The organism is Echinicola marina (assembly GCF_020463795.1).
Classification (GTDB): domain Bacteria; phylum Bacteroidota; class Bacteroidia; order Cytophagales; family Cyclobacteriaceae; genus Echinicola; species Echinicola marina.
In genome coordinates this window covers 1,773,662-1,796,005 of the sequence record NZ_CP080025.1, presented here as the reverse complement: position 1 = coordinate 1,796,005, position 22,344 = coordinate 1,773,662, and the positions used below count along the sequence as shown (strand labels likewise).

Here is a 22,344-nt window from a genome sequence, read left to right as displayed (position 1 = left end):
AAGATTTTCAAACAAAGCTCCCTTCTAAGCAATCTTCATCTAAATTTTGAGGTTTTACGCTAACAAGGCCTCAATGTCCTCCTTGTTAAGGTTCTTCATAAAGCTTTCTTCCGTACTGATCAGTTCTCCTGCGAGGGCCATTTTCCTTTCTTGCAGGGCCATGATTTTTTCTTCTACCGTATTATGGGTGATAAATTTATAGATGATCACTTTGTTTTCCTGACCAATTCTGTGTGCCCGGTCAATTGCCTGAGCCTCCACGGCAGGATTCCACCATGGATCCAAGAGGAATACATACTCCGCCTTGGTCAAATTGAGCCCTACACCGCCAGCTTTTAGCGATATCAGGAAAATCTTCACCCTGTCATTTTCCTGAAATGCATTTACCTGAGCTTGCCTGTCCTTAGTGGTGCCATCCAGATAAGCATAGGGAATCTGATTGGCTTCCAAATACTCCTTCACTATGGCAAGATGCTTTACAAACTGACTAAATACCAAAACCTTATGACCTTCTCTGGCAGTAGAATCCAACATATGGATAATATCTTCCATCTTACCGGAATCTCCCGTATACGCAGGATCGGTAAGCCTTGGGTGATTGGCTATTTGCCGCAGCTGGGTCAATCCCCTTAAAAGTGTAAAAGCTTGCCTTTTCATTCCTGGAATGGACATTTCCTGGACAATTTTCTCCCGGTAATACGCCTTCACCTCCTCATAGGCCCTTTCCTGCTCAGAAGTCATATTGGAATATTTTACATTAATGACCTTTTCTGGGAGATCTGTAGCCACTTGGGTCTTCAGTCTCCTAAGCACAAACGGCTTGATCATAGCATGCAGCTTAGCAGCCTTATCCATGTCATTTTTCTTTTCTATGGGCTGCAGGAATTGCTTCTTAAACACCCCTTGCGTCCCTAGAAGACCTTGATTCACAAAATTCATTTGTGACCAAAGATCCATGGTCCCATTTTCTACCGGAGTACCGGTCAGTATCAGCCTGTGCCTACACACCAATTGATTAACCGCTTTGGAAATAATACTCCCGGGATTTTTAATCGCCTGAGATTCGTCCAAAATGATATAATTGAAGAAAAAATCTTTTAAGATATCCACATCCAAACGGGTAATACCATATGAAGTCAGGACCAAATCATATTTTGAGAACCTGCTGCTGTCTTTAATTCGTTGGGAGCCTGTATAGACGAGGATTCTCAGGTCAGGAGTAAACTTTTTGGCTTCTAATTCCCAGTTGTATATCAATGAAGTAGGCATTACCAAAAGGGAAGTAGCCCCTTCAGTTCGCTGTTTTTCGTGAGCCAGCAATGCCAAGGTCTGCACAGTTTTACCCAAACCCATATCATCTGCCAAACAGCCTCCAAAATTATATTCGTTCAAGAACCTCAACCAATCGTAACCAGCCTTTTGGTAAGGACGCAAAGTCCCTTTAAAATTAGGAGAAATATCATAAGATTCCATTTCAGAGAAATCCTTGAGCTTCTCCAATTTTCTGCTTAGCGTAAGATCTATGAGGTTACCTTTTTGTAATTCTTGGGCCAGCGCAATATGATGCTTTTTAAGCTTCATATGTTCATGTTGTTGCTCACCATTTTCAAGGAATGAAAAAATCTCAGAATAGTTGACAAACCACGAATCTGGAATCACAGCTATTTCCCCATTAGGCAGCTCAAACTCCGACTTACCCTTTACCAATAACTTTCTAAGTTGACTAAAAGGTATTTCAAATTCACCAAAGCGAATGATGGCGTTTACATCAAACCAATCTATATTTTCCTTGATTTCTACCTTTATGGAAGCATTACCAATGAAGTATTTCTTACCTTTTCCACTTTGGTTTTGGAGGATCTTAACTCCCATTCCTTCAAGTGCCTCACGGTGGGAGTTCAACCAATCAAAAGCTTTGGATTTACCCAAACTGAATCGAGAAGCTCTAACTGGCAGTCCCAAATCCTTTAGATAATCTCCATAGGATTTTTCTTTCTCCAAATCCCGGATGACTTTGTGGAAAATATAATTATCCCCCTGCTCTTCCAACTCCACATTATTGGATTTCTTTTCTTCCGAGCGGAAGGAATAATTCCCATACTGGAATTTGAGATCAAAAACGATTCTATCTTCTTCTTCGGATTCCTGTGCCTGCCCAAACAAATCTGTTCCTGCCCCAGCACTGGGCAAGTCGCTTAGGCTTAGCAAAGCCTCAGGCTTACTCCGCTGAACTTTTATGTCAAATCCTTTTGCATACACATCAAAGGACGCCACTAGCTGTGTGATGAACTTCTGATAATAAGACCGTTCTACATTTTTAGGAATGACTATAAACTTTTTATTTAAAAATGGCTTCAGTTTTTTGCCATCTACATTCTTCTCAAAATTATAGAGATTGCCATTTACCACCAACCAAGCAGGCTCTTCACAAATCAGGTAACCACCTCTATACTGCCACTCCATTTTTTCCTCACCATATTTCAGGGTAGGGAAATAATGGGTATTATCTTCATTTCTTCTAAAGTGGAAAAGCACACTAGCCTTATCAGGCATCACATTGATTTCCTTCCAAATAGGGTTGCCATCATTCCCCATTTCGAAAAGGCGCTTACCTTTAATCTTCTCCAAAATATTGGCGCGCAATCCTTCCAGACGGATTTCTATCATATTGCGAATCTCCTTATTCGCTGCAGTCTCACTATTAGTATCATATACCTTGCGCAGGTACTCTTTAGGCTTGAGCTTTTTGGTATTGAATTGCTTGACTATAGCATCATGTTGCATGCTATCCATCAGCTTGATCAGTTCATAGTCTTCCTCATCCAGTCCATTACCAAACTCAGGGGCATTTTGTGAAGCTATATTCTGATAAGCAAAGGAAAGCCTACCCTTATCGTCCAATTGTATAACAAAGGACTCAAAAAGGATTCCCAAGTATTCGTGACTGAAAAGAGAATAAACAATTTCAAATGGCTTCTCTGGAGAAACTTTCATAACACTTTCAACAATCCAACCAACCTAAATCACTGATTAGGCAATAATTTTCTAAAATATACTAGCTTGCAAAGTAATTAATAATCAGAACTTTTAATAGAAAAAAGAAAAGAAAAAAGGGAAATTTTACAAAATCTTTAACGAAAATCCGGTTGTATCATTTTTTGTAACCTTCACACCCTGCTTTATGATGTTCAGCTTTTTTCTCCCTTAATTATCACAAGGCCTACAGCCGCAAGTTCAATTGAAATGGTCCACATTGAACTACCTCTACACTGATATTATGAAACCAATTTTGCATTTATATGTAATCCAAAAAACATTTTTTGTCGTAATTAGTTATATATATGTTTAAAAACATCAATCACCTGCCCAAAATGAAATTTGGCAACCCACCATGTGCACCAAACATTGAATAACAAAATAATTCAAATACTCATGGTTTATTACAATTTAAAATAAGATCATTTTATAAATAATACAAAAACTTGACTGTTTATTTATAATTTGTGAGATTTGAAAATTAATCACCCGATCCCAAAATGAAAAATTTCTTATTTACCCTTTTGACAGCATGGCTGTGCCTATGCATGAATTCTTATGCTCAAATGGTTCCAGGAACCATGGCAAATCTCAAACTTGGAAACCAAAATTATGTCAAAAATAATATGATGCCCAGCCAAATCGTCGGAAGCGACGAAAGCGGTATTTACATGACCAAAGTAAAATTGAAACATGAGATAAGGGCAGCAAACAGCTTCCCCATTTTGGAACATTATAACGACCAAATGGTCCTCACCAAGTTCAGGGAATTAAAAGTAGACAATACCGAAACTGCACCTTATTTCGAAGGCATAATAGAACTAGACAACCAGCTCTTTTGCTTTTACAGCATCACAGACAGAAGTTCTAAGTCCAAAACTTTAATGGCGCAAAAAATCAACAAGAACAGCCTTTCTTTGGAAAACGAAATCATCCATCTGCAATCAGTGAGTTTTAAAGGAATGCCTGTCTATCAAAGCCCTGAATTCCATTTTAAATTATCTCCCAACCGCCGAAACCTATTGATAAGCTCTCCAAAGCCTGTGGACAAAAAACCAGTACAGGAATTCCTTATTTCTGTATTTGACAAGGACCTAAGTGAGATCTGGACAAAAGAAATATCCAGTCCTTTCGAAAAGGGGCGATTCAGCATAGAGAATTATCATATTTCGAACGAAGCAAATGCCTATATCCTGGCCAAAACAGTAAAAAACGCAAATGACCTCGACTCTTTCTGGGCATCCGATTATGCCTATCAAATTTTACAGATCAATAAAAACGAAAAAGATCATCAGCTGATTCAGCCAGCAATAAAAGGCAAATTCCTAAGCAAAATGCAGATAGCCAGCAGACCAAATGGAGATTTACTTTGTGCAGGATTTTATGTTGACCAAATCAATACTGACCAAACAGGAAGCTATTTCCTTACCTTATCAGCGGAGAATGGCAAAATCAGCCATTCAGACTTTCAAGCATTTACCCCTGAGCAAAACGAAATGGATGATCGCAGGCAAAACGATCCTCAACGCATTTTCACCTACACCCTTAAAGATTTGGTTATCAGAAATGATGGTAGCTCAGTACTTATGGGAGAACAGGCAACCTACACCTCAGGCAATAATCCCCGAAACAATATCCCGGGATCCAGGATGAGCTTTAATAATATTGCCGTCATCAGTATCGCGCCGGAAGGCAAAATCCTTTGGACCCAAGAAATTCAAAAAAACCAAGTTTCCTCAGGTGGATTCAGCTTCTTTTCTTCATTTGCCCAGGCCATAATGCACGATAAGATCTACCTGGTATTTAACGATCACCCAGAAAACCTTTGTGAAGGCACTTGCAAACCCGTGCGCTTTAATCCAAAATCAATCAAAAAGGAGGTATTGATCACACTGGTGGAGTTGGATTGGCATGGTTCCATCACCAAAAGAGCCCTTCCATTTTCTAAAAACATTAACATCCTGACCAAACCTGATGCATGCCAACAAGTTTCGAAAAATGAAATGGTCATCTTAGGACAAGACAATAATTCCTATCAAATGGCCAAATTAGAATTTGAGAAAACCTTTGCTTATCAGTAAACCTTATCAATTAAATCTCAACAAAACCCATGATCCAGCTTTGAATAGATGCCCGATCGTGGGTTTTTACAAATTCTCCAAAGTATTGACCTTGGCAGCAATACTGGCGGGTCTATATGAGGCAAAAAAAGTAATGATCACCACACTCAGACTAGTCCAAAGAAAATCGGACCAGATCATCTTCACCGGATAGTTTTCCACTACTGAAGAAGCAATCCCTAATGATACCAAACCAAAATGATCCTGTAGCCAGCAAACCAAAAAGCCCAAAACCAAACCTACTATTGCTCCACTAAAAGCAATAATCACCCCTTGCTTGATATATATTTTTTTGATCAAACTAGTAGAAGCACCCATGGCCAGCATTACAGCAATATCTTTTTTCTTCTCAATAGCCAACATACTTAGGGAGAAAAAGATATTAAATGATGCAACCGCAAGAATAAAAGTAAGGGTGATAAAGACAAAAAGCTTTTCTATACGAATAGCCCTTAACAGGCTAGCATGCTGTTCGTCGGTATCTTTTACTGCAAAATCATCTCCCAAAAACTCCTTTAAAGAAGCCTTCACCTCCTGTATCCCATAGCCCTCAGCCACCTTCACCTCCAAGGAGGTGCGCTTATTCCCATAATCCATCAAGTCCTTCGCAAAAGTAAGCGGCACCAAAACATAATTATCATCAAACTGCTTCTCCACCCTAAAAAAACCAGCAAAATCCAGCATATTGGAATTGTACATTTTAGTAGGATCGATGGTTCCTGCCCTAGGGGCTTTAGGGTAGTACATTCTCAGCTTTTCAAATTGATTATTGGGGTCAACACCAAGAAAATAGCCAACCCCACTTCCTAAAATAGCCTTTGGACGCTGTTCTGTACCCAAATTCATCTCCCCATTAAACACTCCCTGGCTAAACCTCTCCTCATCCAAAAAATTATTAGAGACGCCCTTCATGGTCACTACCAATTGATCATCCCTGTACTTCAATAGGGCATTATCCTCTATCACTTCTACCAAACCTTCCACTCCTTCCACTGCTCTAAGGCTATCCATCCATTCTGCTGTGCTCACAAAGGACTTCCCCTTCACTGCCTGAATTTCCAGTTCTGCGTCAAATGACGCATAAAGTCCTCGGATCAAATCCTCCAATCCATTAAATACTGAAAGAACAATGATCAAGGCCATGGTTCCAACTGCCACGCCTACCATGGCGATCCTGGACAGGACATTGATAAAATTCCTTTTCTTCTTACTTCTGAAATACCGGGAGGCAATGAAAAATGAGAGATTCACAATTTACTTATTTCTAATCAGCGCAATTAATATCCAATAGTACTTTAAACTAAAATTTAATAATTTCTAGCGAATAATCAGTCCTCTTCATCCTCCTCTGGAGCCTCAGGGATATCCAAATCTCCAATTATCTTGTCCATATGCTGGGCGTAGGCAGATGAATCATCTGGATAAAACACCAATTCAGGCACTATACGTACTGATTTTCCAATTCTCTTACCCAGATGCTTACGGATTTCGCTTTTATGGGCATTGATCTTGTCAAATAACTCTTCCTTATTGGCCAATAAAAAGCTAAGGTTAATTTTAGCCACACCAAGATCCGGACTCATCAGTACCCTGGTCACCGTCACCATGGCATTGCCCACCAATGGACGCGATTCCCTTTGAAATATCTCACCAAGCTCCTTTTGAATCAACTTTGAATACTTTTGCTGTCTCTTACTTTCCATATTGTATAATTTTCATTGCAAATTTAGTGAATTAAATGACTAACCTTTAATTTCGTACGTTCAGAATACGCAACCTACAACAGATATTATATTTGCTTAGTTTTTTTAGAATCAACGACCCCTTTAGGATCCTAGGAATAGCCCTCCTGATGATCATCCTAAGCATTCCATATTTATTTATGGATATTCCCTTGCTATCACCCGAGTTATCATGGATGCTGATAGGGGAAAGGATGAGTGCTGGACATTTCCTATATGTGGACATTATTGATGATATTGGCCCCTTATCAGCTTATACTTACTGGTCGATCGATCTATTGGTTGGAAGGTCTTGGTGGACCTACAAAATACTGGCCTCTTTAATTATCCTCTTTCAGGTATATTATGTAAATGGTCTTCTGACCCAATACAGGGCTTTTGAGGAAAGCAGCTATATCCCTGGATTGGTTATGGTCATCTTGTTTCATTTGTCATTTGATTTTCTAACACTATCGCCTACACTTTTGGGAAGCACTTTTATTGTTCTTGCTTTGGGCCAACTATTTTCCCAAACACTGATCAATGAACAGAATACTGAATCCGTCTTATTGGTAGGCATCTTCGGAGGACTGGCAGCATGCTTTCACTTCCCTCTGGTCATCTTCTTGCCTTTTTTGATTATCACTGGAATTTCTGTAAGTGGTTTTTCATTCAACCAATTGCTCCTAGCCCTGTTTGGATATTTTCAGCCCTTTTTGCTTTGCTGCATTTATTTCTTTTGGATAGGAGGTCTCCAAGAATTCATCAATGAATTTATTCTTGCCACTAGAATAAGGGGGAGCTATCCCCATGTCACTTTTTTGGACTTGGCCATCATTATAGCTGCACCGCTTGCCTTTTCGGTATTTGGTTACCTCGTAGGCACAGTTAATAAAAGCATCACGGTCAATCAGCAGAAGCAAAAACAATTGATGATTATATTTTCCATCGTCGCACCACTATCCATCATCCTGGCCAATAGAACCACTCCTTATCAGATGGTAGTTTTTCTTCCCGGCATGACCTATTTTATCAGCCAGATCTTCGTGTACATCCGCAATAAAAAACAGCTTAACTTACTGTTTTTTCTATTTATTTTATTGGTGCCAATGATTGGTTACAGCTGGGCCATCTACAAAAGCCAGCCCAATAAAAACTGGAACTACACCCTAAATGAAGACACTAAAAACGATGGCAAAAAAATCTTGGTATTGGGCGATAATATCAGCCCTTACCTCGGCAACACATTGGCCAGCCCCTACCTCAATTACCGACTGTCTAAAAGAGTCTTGACCAATTACGAAAGTCACGAAAAAATGATCGAGGTCTACCTACACTTCTTAGAAGAGAAACCCGAAGTAATATACGATCAGGAAGGCACTTTCAAAGAATTGCTGCAGCATATCCCAGCATTGGCAGATATGTATGCTCTAAAAGGAAAAGGGATTTATTATTTAAACAACTAAAACTTTCTCAAATAGCTTGAATAAGATTTAGGGCATTGGACTTGTTGAATTATTTTCGCTAAATCTTATAATAAACACATTTTCAGATGAATTATTTAAAATTAAGTTTTTTGGCAGTTATTCTCTTTTTCACTGCACATCTTTCAAAGGCCCAAGTAACAGCGGGCTTGTACACCAATAGCATCATGACCTACTTAGGTGTAGGAACTGACCCTGAAAAAAAGATCTTTGGGGAAGCCCGTCTGTTCGCAGGAGAGTTTATCAACCGGTTTTTCGGAGCTGAAGTCATTGGACAGTACAATTTTATCCAATCTGACTGGTACAATCTTTCTGGAGGATTGATGGCCGGCTATCATGAATTTGATGATGCTAGAGTGGGATTACCTGTCCTTTTGGCCATTAAACCTATTGAAAACCACCGCAAACTCGCTTTGATACTCGAGGCCACTCCTCTATACAACGGCTTGATAGCCTTTCGTGGAAATTTTGGTTTAAGGTACACCATAGAAGGGAAAAAGTAAATCCTTTAAAAAACAAGAGGCTGTCTCAAAAGTAGATAGTTTAAAAGGCTAGTCGATTTCTCGGCTAGCCTTTCTTGTTTAACTCAAAAATGTTATTTTGAGGTGTGCAAAAACAAGACTTAAATGTAGCTTTTAAAGACTACAATCCCAACCAACTGATGTTTCTTCCTCCCAGTTTGGAGGAATTGATTCCCGCCCACCATCCAGGCCGTGTAGTTCACCAGATCATTGAGCGGATAGATCTGAGTGAGGTGTATGGTCGATACTCAGAGAACGGATCCAGCAGCTATCATCCCAAGATGTTGTTAAAGGTCCTGGTCTATGGATATTTAGAGAACTGTTATTCATCCCGCAAGCTTGAAAAAGCGGTTCGGGAGAACATTGTGTTCATGTGGCTTGCCGGAATGCAGCGTCCCGATCACCATACAATCAATCGGTTCCGTTCAGAACGTCTCCGAGATGTGATTGGTGATATTTTTGCCCAAGTGGTGCTGTTGCTGCATGAAGAAGGACTTTTGGACATCAAAGAAGTGTACACCGATGGGACCAAGATAGAAGCCAATGCCAACCGCTACACCTTTGTCTGGGGCAAGGCGATCAAGAAGAGCAAGGAACGGATCAGTTCCCAGCTTCAGGAACTTTGGAACTATGCCGGTTCGGTAGCCTCCGCTGAGTTGGGGACAGAAGAACCCGACTTTGTGAATCCGAATGCAGAGAAAGTTTCCCGGACCATCGAAAAGATCAATCAGGCGCTGGAAGGGAAAGCCGTTGACAAGAAGGTGAAACAGAAGTTGGGTTATGCCCAAAAGAACTGGCCTGCCAAATTGGAAGAATATGCCCAGAAAGAGGAAGTACTGGCTGGACGGAACAGTTATTCCAAAACCGATCCGGATGCCACGTTCATGAGGATGAAAGAAGACCATATGAGAAATGGCCAACTTAAACCAGCCTACAACCTTCAACTCAGCACCCATGGACGGTTCGTGGTCAACTATTCCCTGCATCCCAATCCCAATGACACCTTAACCCTGAAGCCTCATCTACAGCAGTATTACGGATTCTACCCTTCCTGTTGTACAGCAGATGCAGGATACGGAAGTGAAGAGAACTATTGCTTTCTGGAGCAGAACCGGATCGAAGCTTACGTCAAGTACAACACCTTCCACAAAGAACTCCGTCAGGAATCCAAATCAAAGAAAGTCCATGGCTTGCTGGAAAACCTGTATTACGATCCACAGAAAGATCACTACATCTGTCCGATGGGACAGGCGATGAAACCCAGTGGGGAAAGTACCGGAAAAACCTCGACCGGTTTTGTCCAGCATTACCGGCACTATGCAGCCAAAAATTGCCAGGGGTGCCCACTGGCTGCTAGTTGTAGACCAGAGGCCGGTAACAAAACCCTCAGGGTAAACACCAGGTTACAGCAACAGAAGACAAGGGCAAAACAACGACTCACCTCTGAGCAGGGAGTCCATAAACGAAGGCAACGGGCCACCGATGTGGAACCGGTATTTGCGGACTTCAAACACAACAAAGGGAGAGCAAGGTTTATGTTAAGAGGAGCCGAAAAAGTAGCAATTGAAACCGGATTGATTGCCATCGCCCACAACCTGGCAAAAATGGCCGGGTAAGAAGGAGCTGACGCCGTTTTTAAGTTCAAAAACCCTCTGATCCCCCAAGTTTAAACTGTCGCTTCAGAACAAAGAACCTAGAGTTGAATTGACTGTGAGTCAAAAAAAATAGAGGCCGATTAATGAAAATCGGCCTCTATTGGCTAAAATCGACTGTCCCACTTTTTTAACTCTTGTTTTGAGACAGCCTTTTGTTTTCCTAAATGATGATAATGCTTATTTCAATCTGGCCAATGGCGTAATCCCTCCCTTGGTCACATCATCGATATTCACTAAGATTTCTGCATCAAGCGGAACAAATACATCGACACGGGAACCGAATTTGATAAATCCAAATTCACCTCCCTGTACCAAAGGGTCTCCCTCCTTCACATAATATTTGATTCTTCGAGCAACAGCCCCCGCGATTTGCCTTACCAATAATTTAACATCCGACTTGGCATGCTTGATCACCATGGTCGTGCGCTCATTCTCATAGCTGGCCTTAGGATGCCAAGCAACCATATACTTCCCAGGATGATAAACGAAGTAATCGACTATTCCACTGATTGGAGAACGATTAACATGTACGTTCACAGGAGACATAAAGATAGAGATTTGTTTTCTCCTTTCTTTTAGCACTTCATCTTCTTGTGCTTCTTCTATCACTACTACCTTACCATCTGCTGGAGCAAAGACTAAATTCTCATCATCCGGCAATGGGATAGTTGGGTTTCTGAAAAACTGCAATACCAGCAAATAAATGATAATACTGGCCAATAGAATCAAGTTCAGCACAGTATCCTGTCCTGGCAAAAGCTGGTGCATGGCAAAATTGACACCCGTCAAAATCACCAACATCCAGAAAAGCAAACTTCTTCCTTCTTTATGTATAGTCATTTTAATACGATTAACCTACTAAAGGTCAATAAGTTAAATTGTTTTAAAGTTCCTTATTTGCAAACAAATTGCAAACCACATTCAAATAAGACTGCAATTTGCCAATATTTATCGGTATGTTAAAGAAAAACTTTTATTTGGCAATTCCGATAATTACAACAGACTATTACTTACTTGTTTAAAAATTGATTTTCCTTAAATAATAAATTGAATGATAAAACAGCCCCGATTCCAAATGGACAACCCTAACGAGTCTACAAAAACCCGTTTCAAATTGATTTATGAAGCGGTTTTTATTTTTAGGGGATTAATTTGGGGAAATGCGGACAGTGAACAGTTATTCCTTTCATTACACTATTTAAGTTTGAGGTCTTCAATGTAAAAATGATATACTTTGTAAATCAACACAAAAACTATCCACAGATAAATTCCATTTAAAAAATAGTAACTAAAGTGTATATTCCGATGATCTTGACCACCAATCCGGTCATCCTGACCACCCTTTCAATTAGGGTTTTCAGTTACCGTTTGGAGGCTGTTAAAGTTATTGTTTTTTTCTCATTGATTCTCCTTTTAGCTCGATTCTGTGTGCGGTGTGCACCAGTCTGTCGAGAACAGCGTCGGCTATGGTACTGTCACCTATGGTTTCGAACCATTTTGTAACCGGAAGTTGTGATACCACTATTGTTGAAGCCCTTCCATGGCGGTCTTCTATGATTTCAAGCAGGGCCATTCTTGCCATTTCATCCAGTTGCTGAATGCCGAAGTCATCCAGGATCAATAAATCCTGTTTTTCTATTCTCGCTATCTCTTTGATATATGAGCCGTCAGCTTTCAGCATTTTGAGTTTCGGGAACAGCTTGGTGGTATTATAATATTGGGTTCTGACCCCTTGCATACAGGCTTGGTTTCCCAGGGCCGAAGCAATGTAGCTTTTGCCGGCCCCTGTTGCTCCTGTGATCAGTATGTTTTCTTTTCGTTTAATAAAGGACATATCAGCAAGTCTGAGGACCTGCATTTTATCCAGCCCCCGGTTTGGAGAGAACTCAAGCTCTTCAACAGTGGCACTGTACCTGAACTTTGCCGTTTTGTACAGTCTGTTGATTTTCCTGTTCTCTCTTTCTTCCCATTCTGCCTGCAAGAGATGGTTTATAAGCTCTTCGGGATTGAGATCATGATGTTTGTTGCTGTCCAGAATGGTTTTGTATGCTTCCATCATTCCGTGAAACTTCATTTTGGACATCTGGTTCAATGCGATGCTCTGTGTCATAATTGTGTGATCGGTTATATGTTTGATAATTACCTGAAGCTTTCCGCTCCCCTTATGTTTTCGTGGTCAACTGATTTATCGGACTTGTTTTCAGTATCTAAAGGGATTGAATCCATCCCGCTGTTGAGTATTCTGGTGATGACCGAATAATTATAAGTGTTGTAGTGTTTGGCACGTATTACTGCGTTTATGAGCCTTTCCCTGCCTGCCTTTTTATCATATCCCAAAATCCCCAGACAGCTTTTATAGGCCTGTTCCGGATACGGGTAACTGTCGAGGATAACCTGTAAATAATGCCGGACTTCAGGATGTATCCCTTTTGCCCAGTTCAGGAAGAATTCAGGGTTCCAGTCACTTACAAACCTGTGGGCTGAAGGCATATGGTCCTGGACCGTAGTGTATCCGCGCTCCTTAAGGCTTCTTTTATGAAAAGCGATCCTTTCCCCATCGTAGAAAACAGAAACGTAACTGGCTGAGTACACAACCTTGACTTTTTTGCCGATATACCTGTAGGGAATAGAATAATAATGGTTTTCAGGGTTCAGGGATATGTGGGAGGTTTTAGTGACGGTGGCATACTTGAACTGTTTGAGTTCATATCTTTCGGCAGGCAGGGGGGCCAGGGTTCCCTTTTCTTCCCTGTCGAAAAGCTCCTTCCTTGTTTCCGGTCTTTTCTGGAAAGGGGTATTGTTATGGATATTGAGGTAGTGCCGTATATCCGCATTCAGTGTATTGATGTCATGGTAAACTTTGTTTCTGAGCGGGGCGTATATCCTGCTGTAGACAATGCTGACGGTCTTTTCCACCAAGGCCTTGTCCTGCGGCTTCCTGCTCCTTGCCGGAAAGACCACACAGCCGTAATGGTTGGCAAAGTCCAGGAAATCGGGGTTGATGGCCGGTTCATACTTGTCGGCTTTGGTGACCGCGCTTTTGAGGTTGTCGGGCACCAGGGCCCTGGGAACACCGCCCAGGTAATGTAAAGCATTTTCAGTGGCTGCTATGAAGTCTTCTTTTCTTTGGGAGGGAATGGCTTCTACATAGCTGTATTGACTGGCTCCGAGTGTGGCAACATACACTTCCAGATCAGTGAGTTCACCTGTTACAGGATCTACTATGGACAGCCTATCACCCGTAAAGTCTATATAGAATTTATCTCCCGGAACATGTTCAATTCTCATACTGGCAGATAGACCGGTACGCCACTGCCTGAAGCTTTCACAGAACTGTGAGTAACTGTATCCGTCAGGATGTTTTTGTCTGTATTCTCCCCACAGGACCCAACGGTTCACACCGGTCCGTTTAAGCTCCGGTTCCATATAGGGAAAAAAAGATATAAGCTCCTGGTACCGCTCCCCTGAAACATGGTCCGGATCAGAAAGTAGGGCATCAAGCTCTTCGTCATTCATGGACAAAAGCTCTCCGTAAGAAAAACCTTTGGAATCAATCAGCTGAAGGTACTTCTTGACCGTGTTCCGGGCAATTCCCAAGGTTTTGGAGATGGTCTGCAGTGCCATTCCGTTGTCACGGTGGCGAATTATCTGTTTGAGATTACTCATGGTTATCGTTTTTCCTGCCATGCTTTACGGTTGGTTTTAAATCAACCGTAAAGGAAACGATAACTGAAAAATTAAAGGTGGTCAATAATGTCATTCTGGCCATTCTGACCACTTAAAGTGGTGGTCAACATGGCCGGATTGACAGTGGTCAATATCACCGGAATTTTACCCTTCGACAAAAGTTGATACCCAGAAGGGGGGTGGTCAACATCATCGGAAAAAAGTGGTCAGCATCACTGGAACAGGTGGTCAACATGAATCGGAATATACAACTAAAGACTCCCGTTTTGTTCAAAACACCTTGTATTTTCTGAAAAAAAGGAAGATCTATTGCAAATCCTAAAGAAATTACTGCAATAAAAATCAAAATTGAAACAACAATTAGCCAAACAATTAGCTTAAATGAATTTTTAGCAAAATCAATGTATCTGAGTAAGTAATTAACATCTGAAATATTGTACAAATCACTTTCAGGAAGCTCTTGCTTACTCACAAAATTCACATAGTTTGTCTTTAATTCCTTGAAAATATGGGTTAATTCTGACTTCTTTTTTTTTGACGCTTCGAAAAGAACAAAAGAAAAAGAAAACATCAGTCCACTAAACAACCCCACAAAGGAACTAATAGTCCCCATAATATCTGTGTCAATCTTTGAATACAAAGAAATCGTGACCGAAAACAAGAACAGGAACAATAAATAAATCTTAAATTCAATTTTCCATTTTTGGCTTAAAATATCCATTGCAATTAAAATGAATTTCATCTGCTAGACGAACAGCTTTTTATATTGTTACATAAAAATAATCACTTAAATGTAAAATTGCTATTGTATTTATTTTCAACCTGCAATTGCTTCAAGTAAGTGCGACAATAAGCGCGAATTTTATCTAAATCTGGTATTTGGCTATCTTCTTTTTTCAAACTTTCATCTAGAACCATAGATGGAATAAAATTCTTGTGATCACTAATTACAGCATGAGAACTAGATGTTTCTGTCTTATAATATGCCTTAGCCTCATGCCTTTCAATCACCTTAGAATCTTCTATACTCAAATCAAACAAATCATTAACAGATTTTTTTAAATCCTTATACTTCCTGAAAAACACATTACTATTTTCATCAATATTTTTAATCCTAACTTCAACCTTATATTTCTTATGACCACCAAGTAAAGTTGAAAATTCACCATCTTTAGTAGTTTCCATTATATTTAAAAATGATAATTCTTGCACTTTTGACTGATTAAAAAAATCATCTTTATCTTTCTTAGTAATACACATGTCTTCATCAAAAGTGAATTTACTGATGTTAAAATAACGTCTCAAATGAGTTTTAATAAGAGAATTTATTGTAGAATTATTATAGCTTTGAATCATAACGACGCCATAATTAGTGTCCCTGGGAAACCAAAACAAAAAATAAAAAGGAAGAGAAGATACATCATCTTTTTTTATTGGTTTTTTTTCTCCTCTCCTCTTTTTGTTCTCAACATACTGTTCTATTCCCGTTAAACCTCCTTCAAAGAAACCATCTATTATAAAATTTGAAGGACTATGATTTACTGAATCTGAAATAGTAAAAGCCTTTGTTTTGTCTTTATCCTCTAAATATTCCGAATTAAATGATTTAACAAAACCGTCAAAAAACCTTCTAAAAAGAATATTGTAATTTACAGTTGAATCATCACTTTCAGTTCTAAATGTGTCAAAATACTCTTCAAACAACACATCTCCAACATCTTTTTTTCTATACTTTTTCAGCCTAATGGAGTAGGAGTTAAGTTTTAATTTATGGCCTGCCATGTTCTTTTAGTAGTTTTTACTATTCAATTAAAATTCCTGATTCTACATCTATGACCTTAATATTACACAGATCACAGAATTTAATTTCAATATTAGACAATTTGTCATTATAAAAAAATACCACAAATAGGGTATTAATTATCAAAATTCAAATATTACAAACCCCTCCTAATTAAATAGAACTCACCAATAATCCTACCCCCCTAATTTATAACGCACTACACAAGCCTAACATTTAAATAATTTCACAAACAGCCCCTATTCTTTAACCTTTTTTATATTTAGATATTTCCTTTCTTTTTCCTTTAATACCGTCGTTTAAAACGACGGTATTCTTTTCATCTAATCTCCTTGACGACCTATATTAAACATAGGTCGTTCGTCGTTCATCTAAGTATTCCCCCCCCAAGGGTGTCCACTATAACCGACACCCTTTCGTCTTCATCAAGCCTTTCAATCTGCAATTACAAAACAATATGATTGCGGTTAACCAGATTTTTGCAATTATAAAAAGAAGGGCACTCACTTTATGAGTACCCTCTCCCCCGAATTGAACCTAAAAAATCGAATTAAGATATTTTTACCCCATCTTATTAAATAGCCAATAACCCCCCTCCCAGGTTATTCTTACCAAATCCCCCTGTGAGGGCACACCAATTGAACTTACAGGCGTTCCGTTGTCTTTAATATTTGCGGATCCTGAAGCTATGGAAACTCCACTGGCATTATTTCGCCTTATAAAATATGTTGCTCCTTTTCTTGGACTTAATGGCAATGTTACGGTTATGGCGGTTGAATTATCACAGCTTATAAAAGAATCTGTCTTTAATATAGTGTGGTCTGCGGTTATCGACCGTATAGCCAAATGAATGCCTCCGAACCAAACACTATTGAACCAACCTCCATAACTGGCACTATCTCCCGAGCTTGTGCCGTCCAAACCAGCAACGGCGGCACTGATCCCATTAGGATCTGTATTCCTATCAAACAATAGTCCTGCTATACTTGCATTAGTCTTACTTCCTGCTGCCTCTGATATAAAAGGCACTGATCCGGCATTAGTAAACATTCCCCCTGCTGAAATATAACTTGTCCTTCCGTTTGCTGGATTGGTCACCCTTAATCCACTGATAGGATTACCATCTATATCGTTGCCCAAATCATCATCAATCTGCAACACTAGCTCATCATCCTGATCATAGAACTTGAGTGAGTTTTCAGCCTCCAAAATCTCAATCCTTTGCCCAGTTTCATTGGTACGAAGGTTCTTAACAATCAGGTTGAGTATTTCAGCGTTTATAGCTTTGATCTTTTGAAGGTTCAGCCTATCACCTTCCGCTCTAGTGCTTTCTTCTATATTGATCTTGCTCTTATTGTTGACCGTTTCTTTTATGATCCTCTCTGAGGTAGTATAAGTTACTTGATCGGATATTGTGGCTTGTATAACATCGGGTTGCTTTAACGGGTATGACACGCTACTAATCCTTATCATTTGATCTATGCCCAATTTATCATCCAATACCCTGATTCTGTCACCTGGGAAAATATTGTTTTTCAGCCCCTTTTGTCTGATATAGATACGATCCATTTCGAGCTCATACGTTACCCTTGGAGAACTTACCTGGACTAACCTTTCTTGAGCTTTCTCCAATAACTTTGCCTCTGCTGCATCAATGTAGCTTTGGGGCATATCAATACCGATAAGGGTATATTTATCACCTACCTCTGGCTTGCTGATTTCATTTGGTAAAACATAATCATTGGCCTCAGTAAAGGTGTTGAACGTTATCTCTTTTGTACCATGATCATAATTGGTGATTTCAAACTCGTATCCGCTCAAAGCTCCAGATTTGAAAACGATCTTTGCAGTCTGGCCAGCTAACAAATAATCATTGATATCAAAGTCAATGGAGGTATCGATAACCTTGGTTTCTTCGCTTGTGGAGGTTACTTCTCCTGTTCTGTTGGGGTAAATATCCTCAAAGGTTACAATACCTTCACGAACGCCATAGAGGTCTGTATTCGCCTCTAAATACTTCGATTCAAATACAAGGTTCTTTTGGCCGTCCCTATAGTTTACTGAAAGGTTTCGGGTGCTACCAAAAGCATAAAGCCTAGTTATTATGTTGTTGTTATCAATAGAACGCCTAGTCAACGAGTACAATCCGTTATTCCTGCCATATTGGAATGTATAAGGTGTATCTACTCCTATTGATTTGCTTAGCGATATTTCTTTGTTTTTTACCTTATATTCGAGCTTGAAGGTTTCCGCTATCCTGGTTAATGCTGACCTACAGCTATCACCCTGAAAGGATATAAATTTGGGTTCCATGGCCTCCACATCTCCTAAGGTCCAGTCACTGTCAATTGAATTTATGTTATTGATTAATAAAGTCAAAAACTCTTCAGGTGTGCCAAAATAGGTAAATATAGCTGACCCCTCATCCATCAATATTTTATTGTATAGGGTGTATATCTCAGCCTCGAATATAATATTGTAGTAGAAGTTTGCCTCATTTTTAACTACTGGATCTTGATTCATGATAAACCGTTCCTCGTTTACCATAATATAATCACCAACTTTTATTTCAAGTGGGGATTGCCTTACTATGTTACAGGCTACTTTATGTTCACCCATTAACTGATAGGTGAGCACAGTATTTTCGTCTATGGGTGTGGAGGCTATGATAGCCCCATTCCTATAAATGTGCATATTAGTCGTTTATACCTAAGTCTCTATTACCTTTACTCGCTTTGGTGTTTTCCTGAATTTGCCTAAATATGGGAATAGCCTGATCCCATTTGACTATGTTCATTTTAGTATTGTACTCGATTCTTTGAAGCTCCATCAACTGATCAACTCCATGTTTCATGTGGGTATACAAAGTATTGTTATTCTTTTTTTGCAGATCGTAAAACCCTCTAAAAAGCCCTGATAATTCTTTGCCAGTATCTTCTGTTAGTGACTGCACTTGTCTAGTTAGCCCCTGTTTAGCGGTGGGTGAGGCCCCAAATACATCAAATCCGTATGCTTTAGATTGTTTCCTGTTTTCCTCTAATAGCTTATTAAAGTCCTTCTGCTCTGCTGCAAAGCCTTTATAGAATCGTGCTAGATCATCCGTCCAAGATTGATCCCCTCCAATATCCATACTTGCGGCCATATCCTTTTCTAGTTGTTCAAAGTTGTCCGCAAAGATTTTATTGAACAACAATTGCGAAAGGATGTTTTCTAGCACTTCAGATACTGTTTTTCCCATCTTTTTAGCTGCATCTTCACCGGCTTTAAACGATTCTACAAGGTCATCCCTTAAATCATTGCCTAGTGACCCTGCTAAATCAGAAATAACACCTTTTATTTGCTCCCTAGCCTCATCTAAAGCATCACCCCAGTCTAAAACATCTTGGACAAGTTCTTTTGTGCTATCGCTCAATAAATCGTTTTGGATAAGAGATTCAGCTAATCCACGGTTGATTTCATAAACCCCTTCGGATGTTTCTTGGACAAGCTCAGGGTATTCCTGCAATAGGGGAACATAATTATCAACTTTCTTTTTGCCTCCGAATAAGCCTCCGATAGCACCGGCAATTCCTCCAAATATGGTGCCTATGGCTGTACCAATTACAGGAACAATAGAACCTATTGCGGCTCCTGCAGCTGCTCCACCTGCGGCAGATTGACCTACATTACCCCAATCAATAGCATTCCTTTGACCTGACTTTACAGTTCCTCCCGTAAGGGCTTCAATAGCTTTTTGATAGTTGCTTATTGCGTTTTCGCTGGCTGCTAAACCGTCTTTAATCCTCCCTTCATAATCGGTTATGAAAGCACTTTCACCAAGAATCGACTGTAGCCTGATTTGTTCCTGGAGACTTAGATTATAATCTTGTTGAAAGCCAATCACCGATCTGTAATAATCCTCTTCTGCTTTTTTTCTTTGGGCGGCTGCGCTGGAAAGAGTGTCAATTACTTTGATCAGGCCATTAACCCCAGCGAATATTTTATCTGAATCTCTAGCCTCTTTATCAAACGCTACCAATACATCATTTACCCCTGATGCAAGTCCAGATAATAAACCGCCAATATTGGCTAGCCCTGCTGATCGAGAAGATTCTCCAAGTTGGATTAGTGATTGTCCTAAATTACCAAGAGCATTACCGAGTTTGAAAATATCATCAAGCTGGAACTTATTTAAATCCCTAATAAACTGCTTTAGCTCTTCTTTTCTTTCTTTGGTGATTGTAGAGGAATCAAGTTCATTTTCCGCTTTTTGGAGAAGTACTTTTGCCGCTCTAACTGTTAATATAGCTGTGCTTTGGTAAAACTCTTTTTGAAGATCAAGAGCTTTTGCTCCTGTATTCTCCATAGTTGAAAGACCTGCCTTACCAAGGTTTTCTTGGAACTTATTGAAAGTCTCGGTTTGATCCAGTAGACTGCCCTTAAGTTTTTCAGCTTGATCCAAAAATTGGCGATCTGAAAAATATGATATCTGTTTGGTAATGCTTTTTTGGTTTTTGATCGCTTTGATGTCAACAGCTTCAATCTTCTTTTTGATCTTAAGTTGTTGTTGAAGATTTTTATTGAGTGCATCGGTGTTTGTGATGTCAATTTCCGATCTTTGTTTTTGAAGATTCGCAAGTTCCTTATTAAGCGTATTTAAGGTTTCAATACCTCCATTGGAATAACCAGAAAGCAATTGTTTTCTGTACTTTTCCAGCTCATGGATTTGCTTGTTCAATCTGCCAAATGTAATGTCCCCATCGATATTATCGGAAAGGTCCCTATAGGATTTAATAGTGAGGTCAACCGCTTTATTGATTGCCTCTTCCATCCCCATTCTTTTTGATAATTTGCTTATAAGCTCGTCAACTTCCTTATTCGTTTGCTGGAATCCTGCAGCTCCAGTAACTAGGCGCATTTGGTTGCGGATCTCACTTGTACTGCTGACTGCCAATGTGGCCAATGATATGAACTCATTTAACCAATCTAATGAAGTCTTGAAAACCCCTGATTGCCTGTCTCCAATTGTTTTTGCTAGAACAGTAATATTGTCATCTAGATTGGAAATTTTGCCCGCTACTGTATCAGATATAGCAGCCATGGCACCACTTACTCCCTCTGCATCTCCTAAGCTTAGTATGTATTTTCTGATTGAGCTTTCTGTGAACTCAACCTGCTCCTGAACCCCCTTAAAAGTGAAGGTTACATTATCACCTTCTTTACTGGCCCTGATCCCGAATTCCTTTAACCTTTCAAATTCACCTACTTGGGCATCAATTATGGCCTCTGCCAATTGATCAAAGTCCTTACCGGTACTACTGGCCAAGTCTCCCAAGTTCCTCAATTCATCAACTGTAGGTTTAAACCCTTGGTTGGCTAGCTTTACAAAAGAATCTGTGAGCTGATCAACCTGGAAAGGTGTTTGGCTTGCGAATTGGACTATTTGAGCCATTGCCGCTTGCGCATCGGATTTACTTCCCAATGTATTGGTTAAAACGGCTTCCATTTTTTCGAACTCACCAACAATTCTAGCTAACTGCTTTTCAAATTGGATTAGCAACTGAACGGAAAAAGCACCTGCCAAAGCTCCCCCAAGTGTTCCGGCTATTGTCCCAAGTCCTTTTATTTGCTTTCTGGATTCTTGAGAACTCTTCTGGATGCTATCGTTAATACCCTGCATCTTAGCAATAAACTCCCTTTCGTTTCTTTCTTGCATTTTCCTCAGGTCACTAAGAATTTGCTCTGCCTTTTTTGCGTCTTTTTTCAGACCTGAATTATCTAGTCCGGTCTCAAAACTCAATCTCCCATCGTCAAATTTAACTGGCATTGTTCACCCTCCTTTCTAAATTTTTAAACGCTTTTTTCAAGTTTCTTTCTGCTATCAGGCTTGACCCCGTAAGCACGTCTTTCCCTTGAGATTCGACATAGGCGGCATAGTCCATTCCAGCAACTACAACTAAACTATAACCAAGGATAAGTTCAGCTCCAGCTACTTCTTTAACATATTTTATGGCCTGATCAACTCCTGTCTTTTTATCGGTCCCCTTTTTTGTTGATTCTTCGAAATTCTGGAATATTGGTCGTCCATCTTTTAAAAGCACAAAACCAATTGAGCTTCTTAGGTTTCCGGTTCGGTCGGTAAAATCAGCCTTTATCCTAGCATCCCTAACAAACTCTAACCCAACTATAAGGAGCTCATTTTCTAAGTTTCTCTCGATCTTTTCCACTTGGTTAAGCAGAAATTTTTCAAGGTTTTTCCCCTTGAATTTTGATTTGATTTTTAACATTTCTTAATTCTTTTTTTTCGTGTAGCTAAAAAAATATCTATTGCTAAGTACCT

The 22,344-nt window shown here is 39.7% G+C and carries 14 protein-coding genes; 4 read left to right on the top strand and 10 right to left on the bottom strand.

Annotated elements, in window-relative coordinates; translation table 11 throughout:
• Positions 1-54 precede the first annotated feature (54 nt).
• Positions 55-2,994: a DEAD/DEAH box helicase gene (locus KZP23_RS07640; RefSeq protein ID WP_226335526.1), complete on the bottom strand. Its 2,940-nt coding sequence runs from the start codon at positions 2,992-2,994 to the stop codon at positions 55-57.
• A gap of 542 nt (positions 2,995-3,536) precedes the next feature.
• Here KZP23_RS07640 and KZP23_RS07635 point away from each other — a divergent pair.
• Positions 3,537-5,117 (top strand): hypothetical protein, encoded by a 1,581-nt coding sequence (locus KZP23_RS07635; RefSeq protein ID WP_226335525.1) that lies wholly within the window; start codon positions 3,537-3,539, stop codon positions 5,115-5,117.
• A gap of 66 nt (positions 5,118-5,183) precedes the next feature.
• Here the strand turns inward: KZP23_RS07635 and KZP23_RS07630 are convergent, their stop codons facing one another.
• Both KZP23_RS07630 and rbfA read right to left on the bottom strand, forming a co-directional pair.
• Entirely contained in the window at positions 5,184-6,407 is a 1,224-nt protein-coding gene (locus KZP23_RS07630; protein ID WP_226335524.1) for an ABC transporter permease, read from the bottom strand.
• A 77-nt stretch (positions 6,408-6,484) separates the two neighbouring features.
• Positions 6,485-6,859 carry a 30S ribosome-binding factor RbfA gene (gene rbfA / locus KZP23_RS07625; protein ID WP_215225259.1) on the bottom strand — a complete coding sequence of 125 codons (375 nt, stop codon included), beginning with the start codon at positions 6,857-6,859 and terminating at the stop codon, positions 6,485-6,487.
• 149 nt (positions 6,860-7,008) lie between these two features.
• Between rbfA and KZP23_RS07620 the strand changes: the two genes are divergently transcribed.
• From KZP23_RS07620 to KZP23_RS07610, 3 genes are all read left to right on the top strand, one after another.
• A complete protein-coding gene (locus KZP23_RS07620; RefSeq protein ID WP_226335523.1) occupies positions 7,009-8,343 on the top strand; it encodes a hypothetical protein in 1,335 nt (444 codons plus the stop codon).
• Between the two features lie 86 nt (positions 8,344-8,429).
• Positions 8,430-8,864, top strand: coding sequence for a hypothetical protein (locus KZP23_RS07615; protein ID WP_226335521.1), 435 nt, complete (start codon positions 8,430-8,432; stop codon positions 8,862-8,864).
• A 104-nt stretch (positions 8,865-8,968) separates the two neighbouring features.
• Positions 8,969-10,498: an IS1182 family transposase gene (locus tag KZP23_RS07610; protein ID WP_226335519.1), complete on the top strand. Its 1,530-nt coding sequence runs from the start codon at positions 8,969-8,971 to the stop codon at positions 10,496-10,498.
• Positions 10,499-10,714: 216 nt separating this feature from the next.
• On the opposite strand, the gene KZP23_RS07605 is transcribed toward KZP23_RS07610, so the two are convergent.
• The 7 genes from KZP23_RS07605 to KZP23_RS07575 all read right to left on the bottom strand — a co-directional run bounded on the left by KZP23_RS07605 (position 10,715) and on the right by KZP23_RS07575 (position 22,291).
• A complete protein-coding gene (locus KZP23_RS07605) occupies positions 10,715-11,377 on the bottom strand; it encodes a phosphatidylserine decarboxylase family protein (protein WP_226335518.1) in 663 nt (220 codons plus the stop codon).
• Between the two features lie 544 nt (positions 11,378-11,921).
• Positions 11,922-12,647: an IS21-like element helper ATPase IstB gene (istB, locus tag KZP23_RS07600; protein WP_226332542.1), complete on the bottom strand. Its 726-nt coding sequence runs from the start codon at positions 12,645-12,647 to the stop codon at positions 11,922-11,924.
• 29 nt (positions 12,648-12,676) lie between these two features.
• The gene (gene istA, locus KZP23_RS07595) at positions 12,677-14,224 is read right to left on the bottom strand and encodes an IS21 family transposase (protein ID WP_226332541.1); all 1,548 of its coding nucleotides are present in this window, start codon (positions 14,222-14,224) and stop codon (positions 12,677-12,679) included.
• A gap of 783 nt (positions 14,225-15,007) precedes the next feature.
• Positions 15,008-16,006 (bottom strand): hypothetical protein, encoded by a 999-nt coding sequence (locus KZP23_RS07590; RefSeq protein ID WP_226335517.1) that lies wholly within the window; start codon positions 16,004-16,006, stop codon positions 15,008-15,010.
• Positions 16,007-16,586: 580 nt separating this feature from the next.
• Positions 16,587-18,719 (bottom strand): phage tail protein, encoded by a 2,133-nt coding sequence (locus KZP23_RS07585; protein WP_226335516.1) that lies wholly within the window; start codon positions 18,717-18,719, stop codon positions 16,587-16,589.
• A 1-nt stretch (position 18,720) separates the two neighbouring features.
• A complete protein-coding gene (locus tag KZP23_RS07580) occupies positions 18,721-21,831 on the bottom strand; it encodes a hypothetical protein (RefSeq protein ID WP_226335514.1) in 3,111 nt (1,036 codons plus the stop codon).
• Positions 21,821-22,291, bottom strand: coding sequence for a hypothetical protein (locus KZP23_RS07575; RefSeq protein WP_226335513.1), 471 nt, complete (start codon positions 22,289-22,291; stop codon positions 21,821-21,823). The genes KZP23_RS07580 and KZP23_RS07575 overlap by 11 nt, the downstream gene beginning before the upstream one ends.
• Positions 22,292-22,344: the final 53 nt, after the last annotated feature.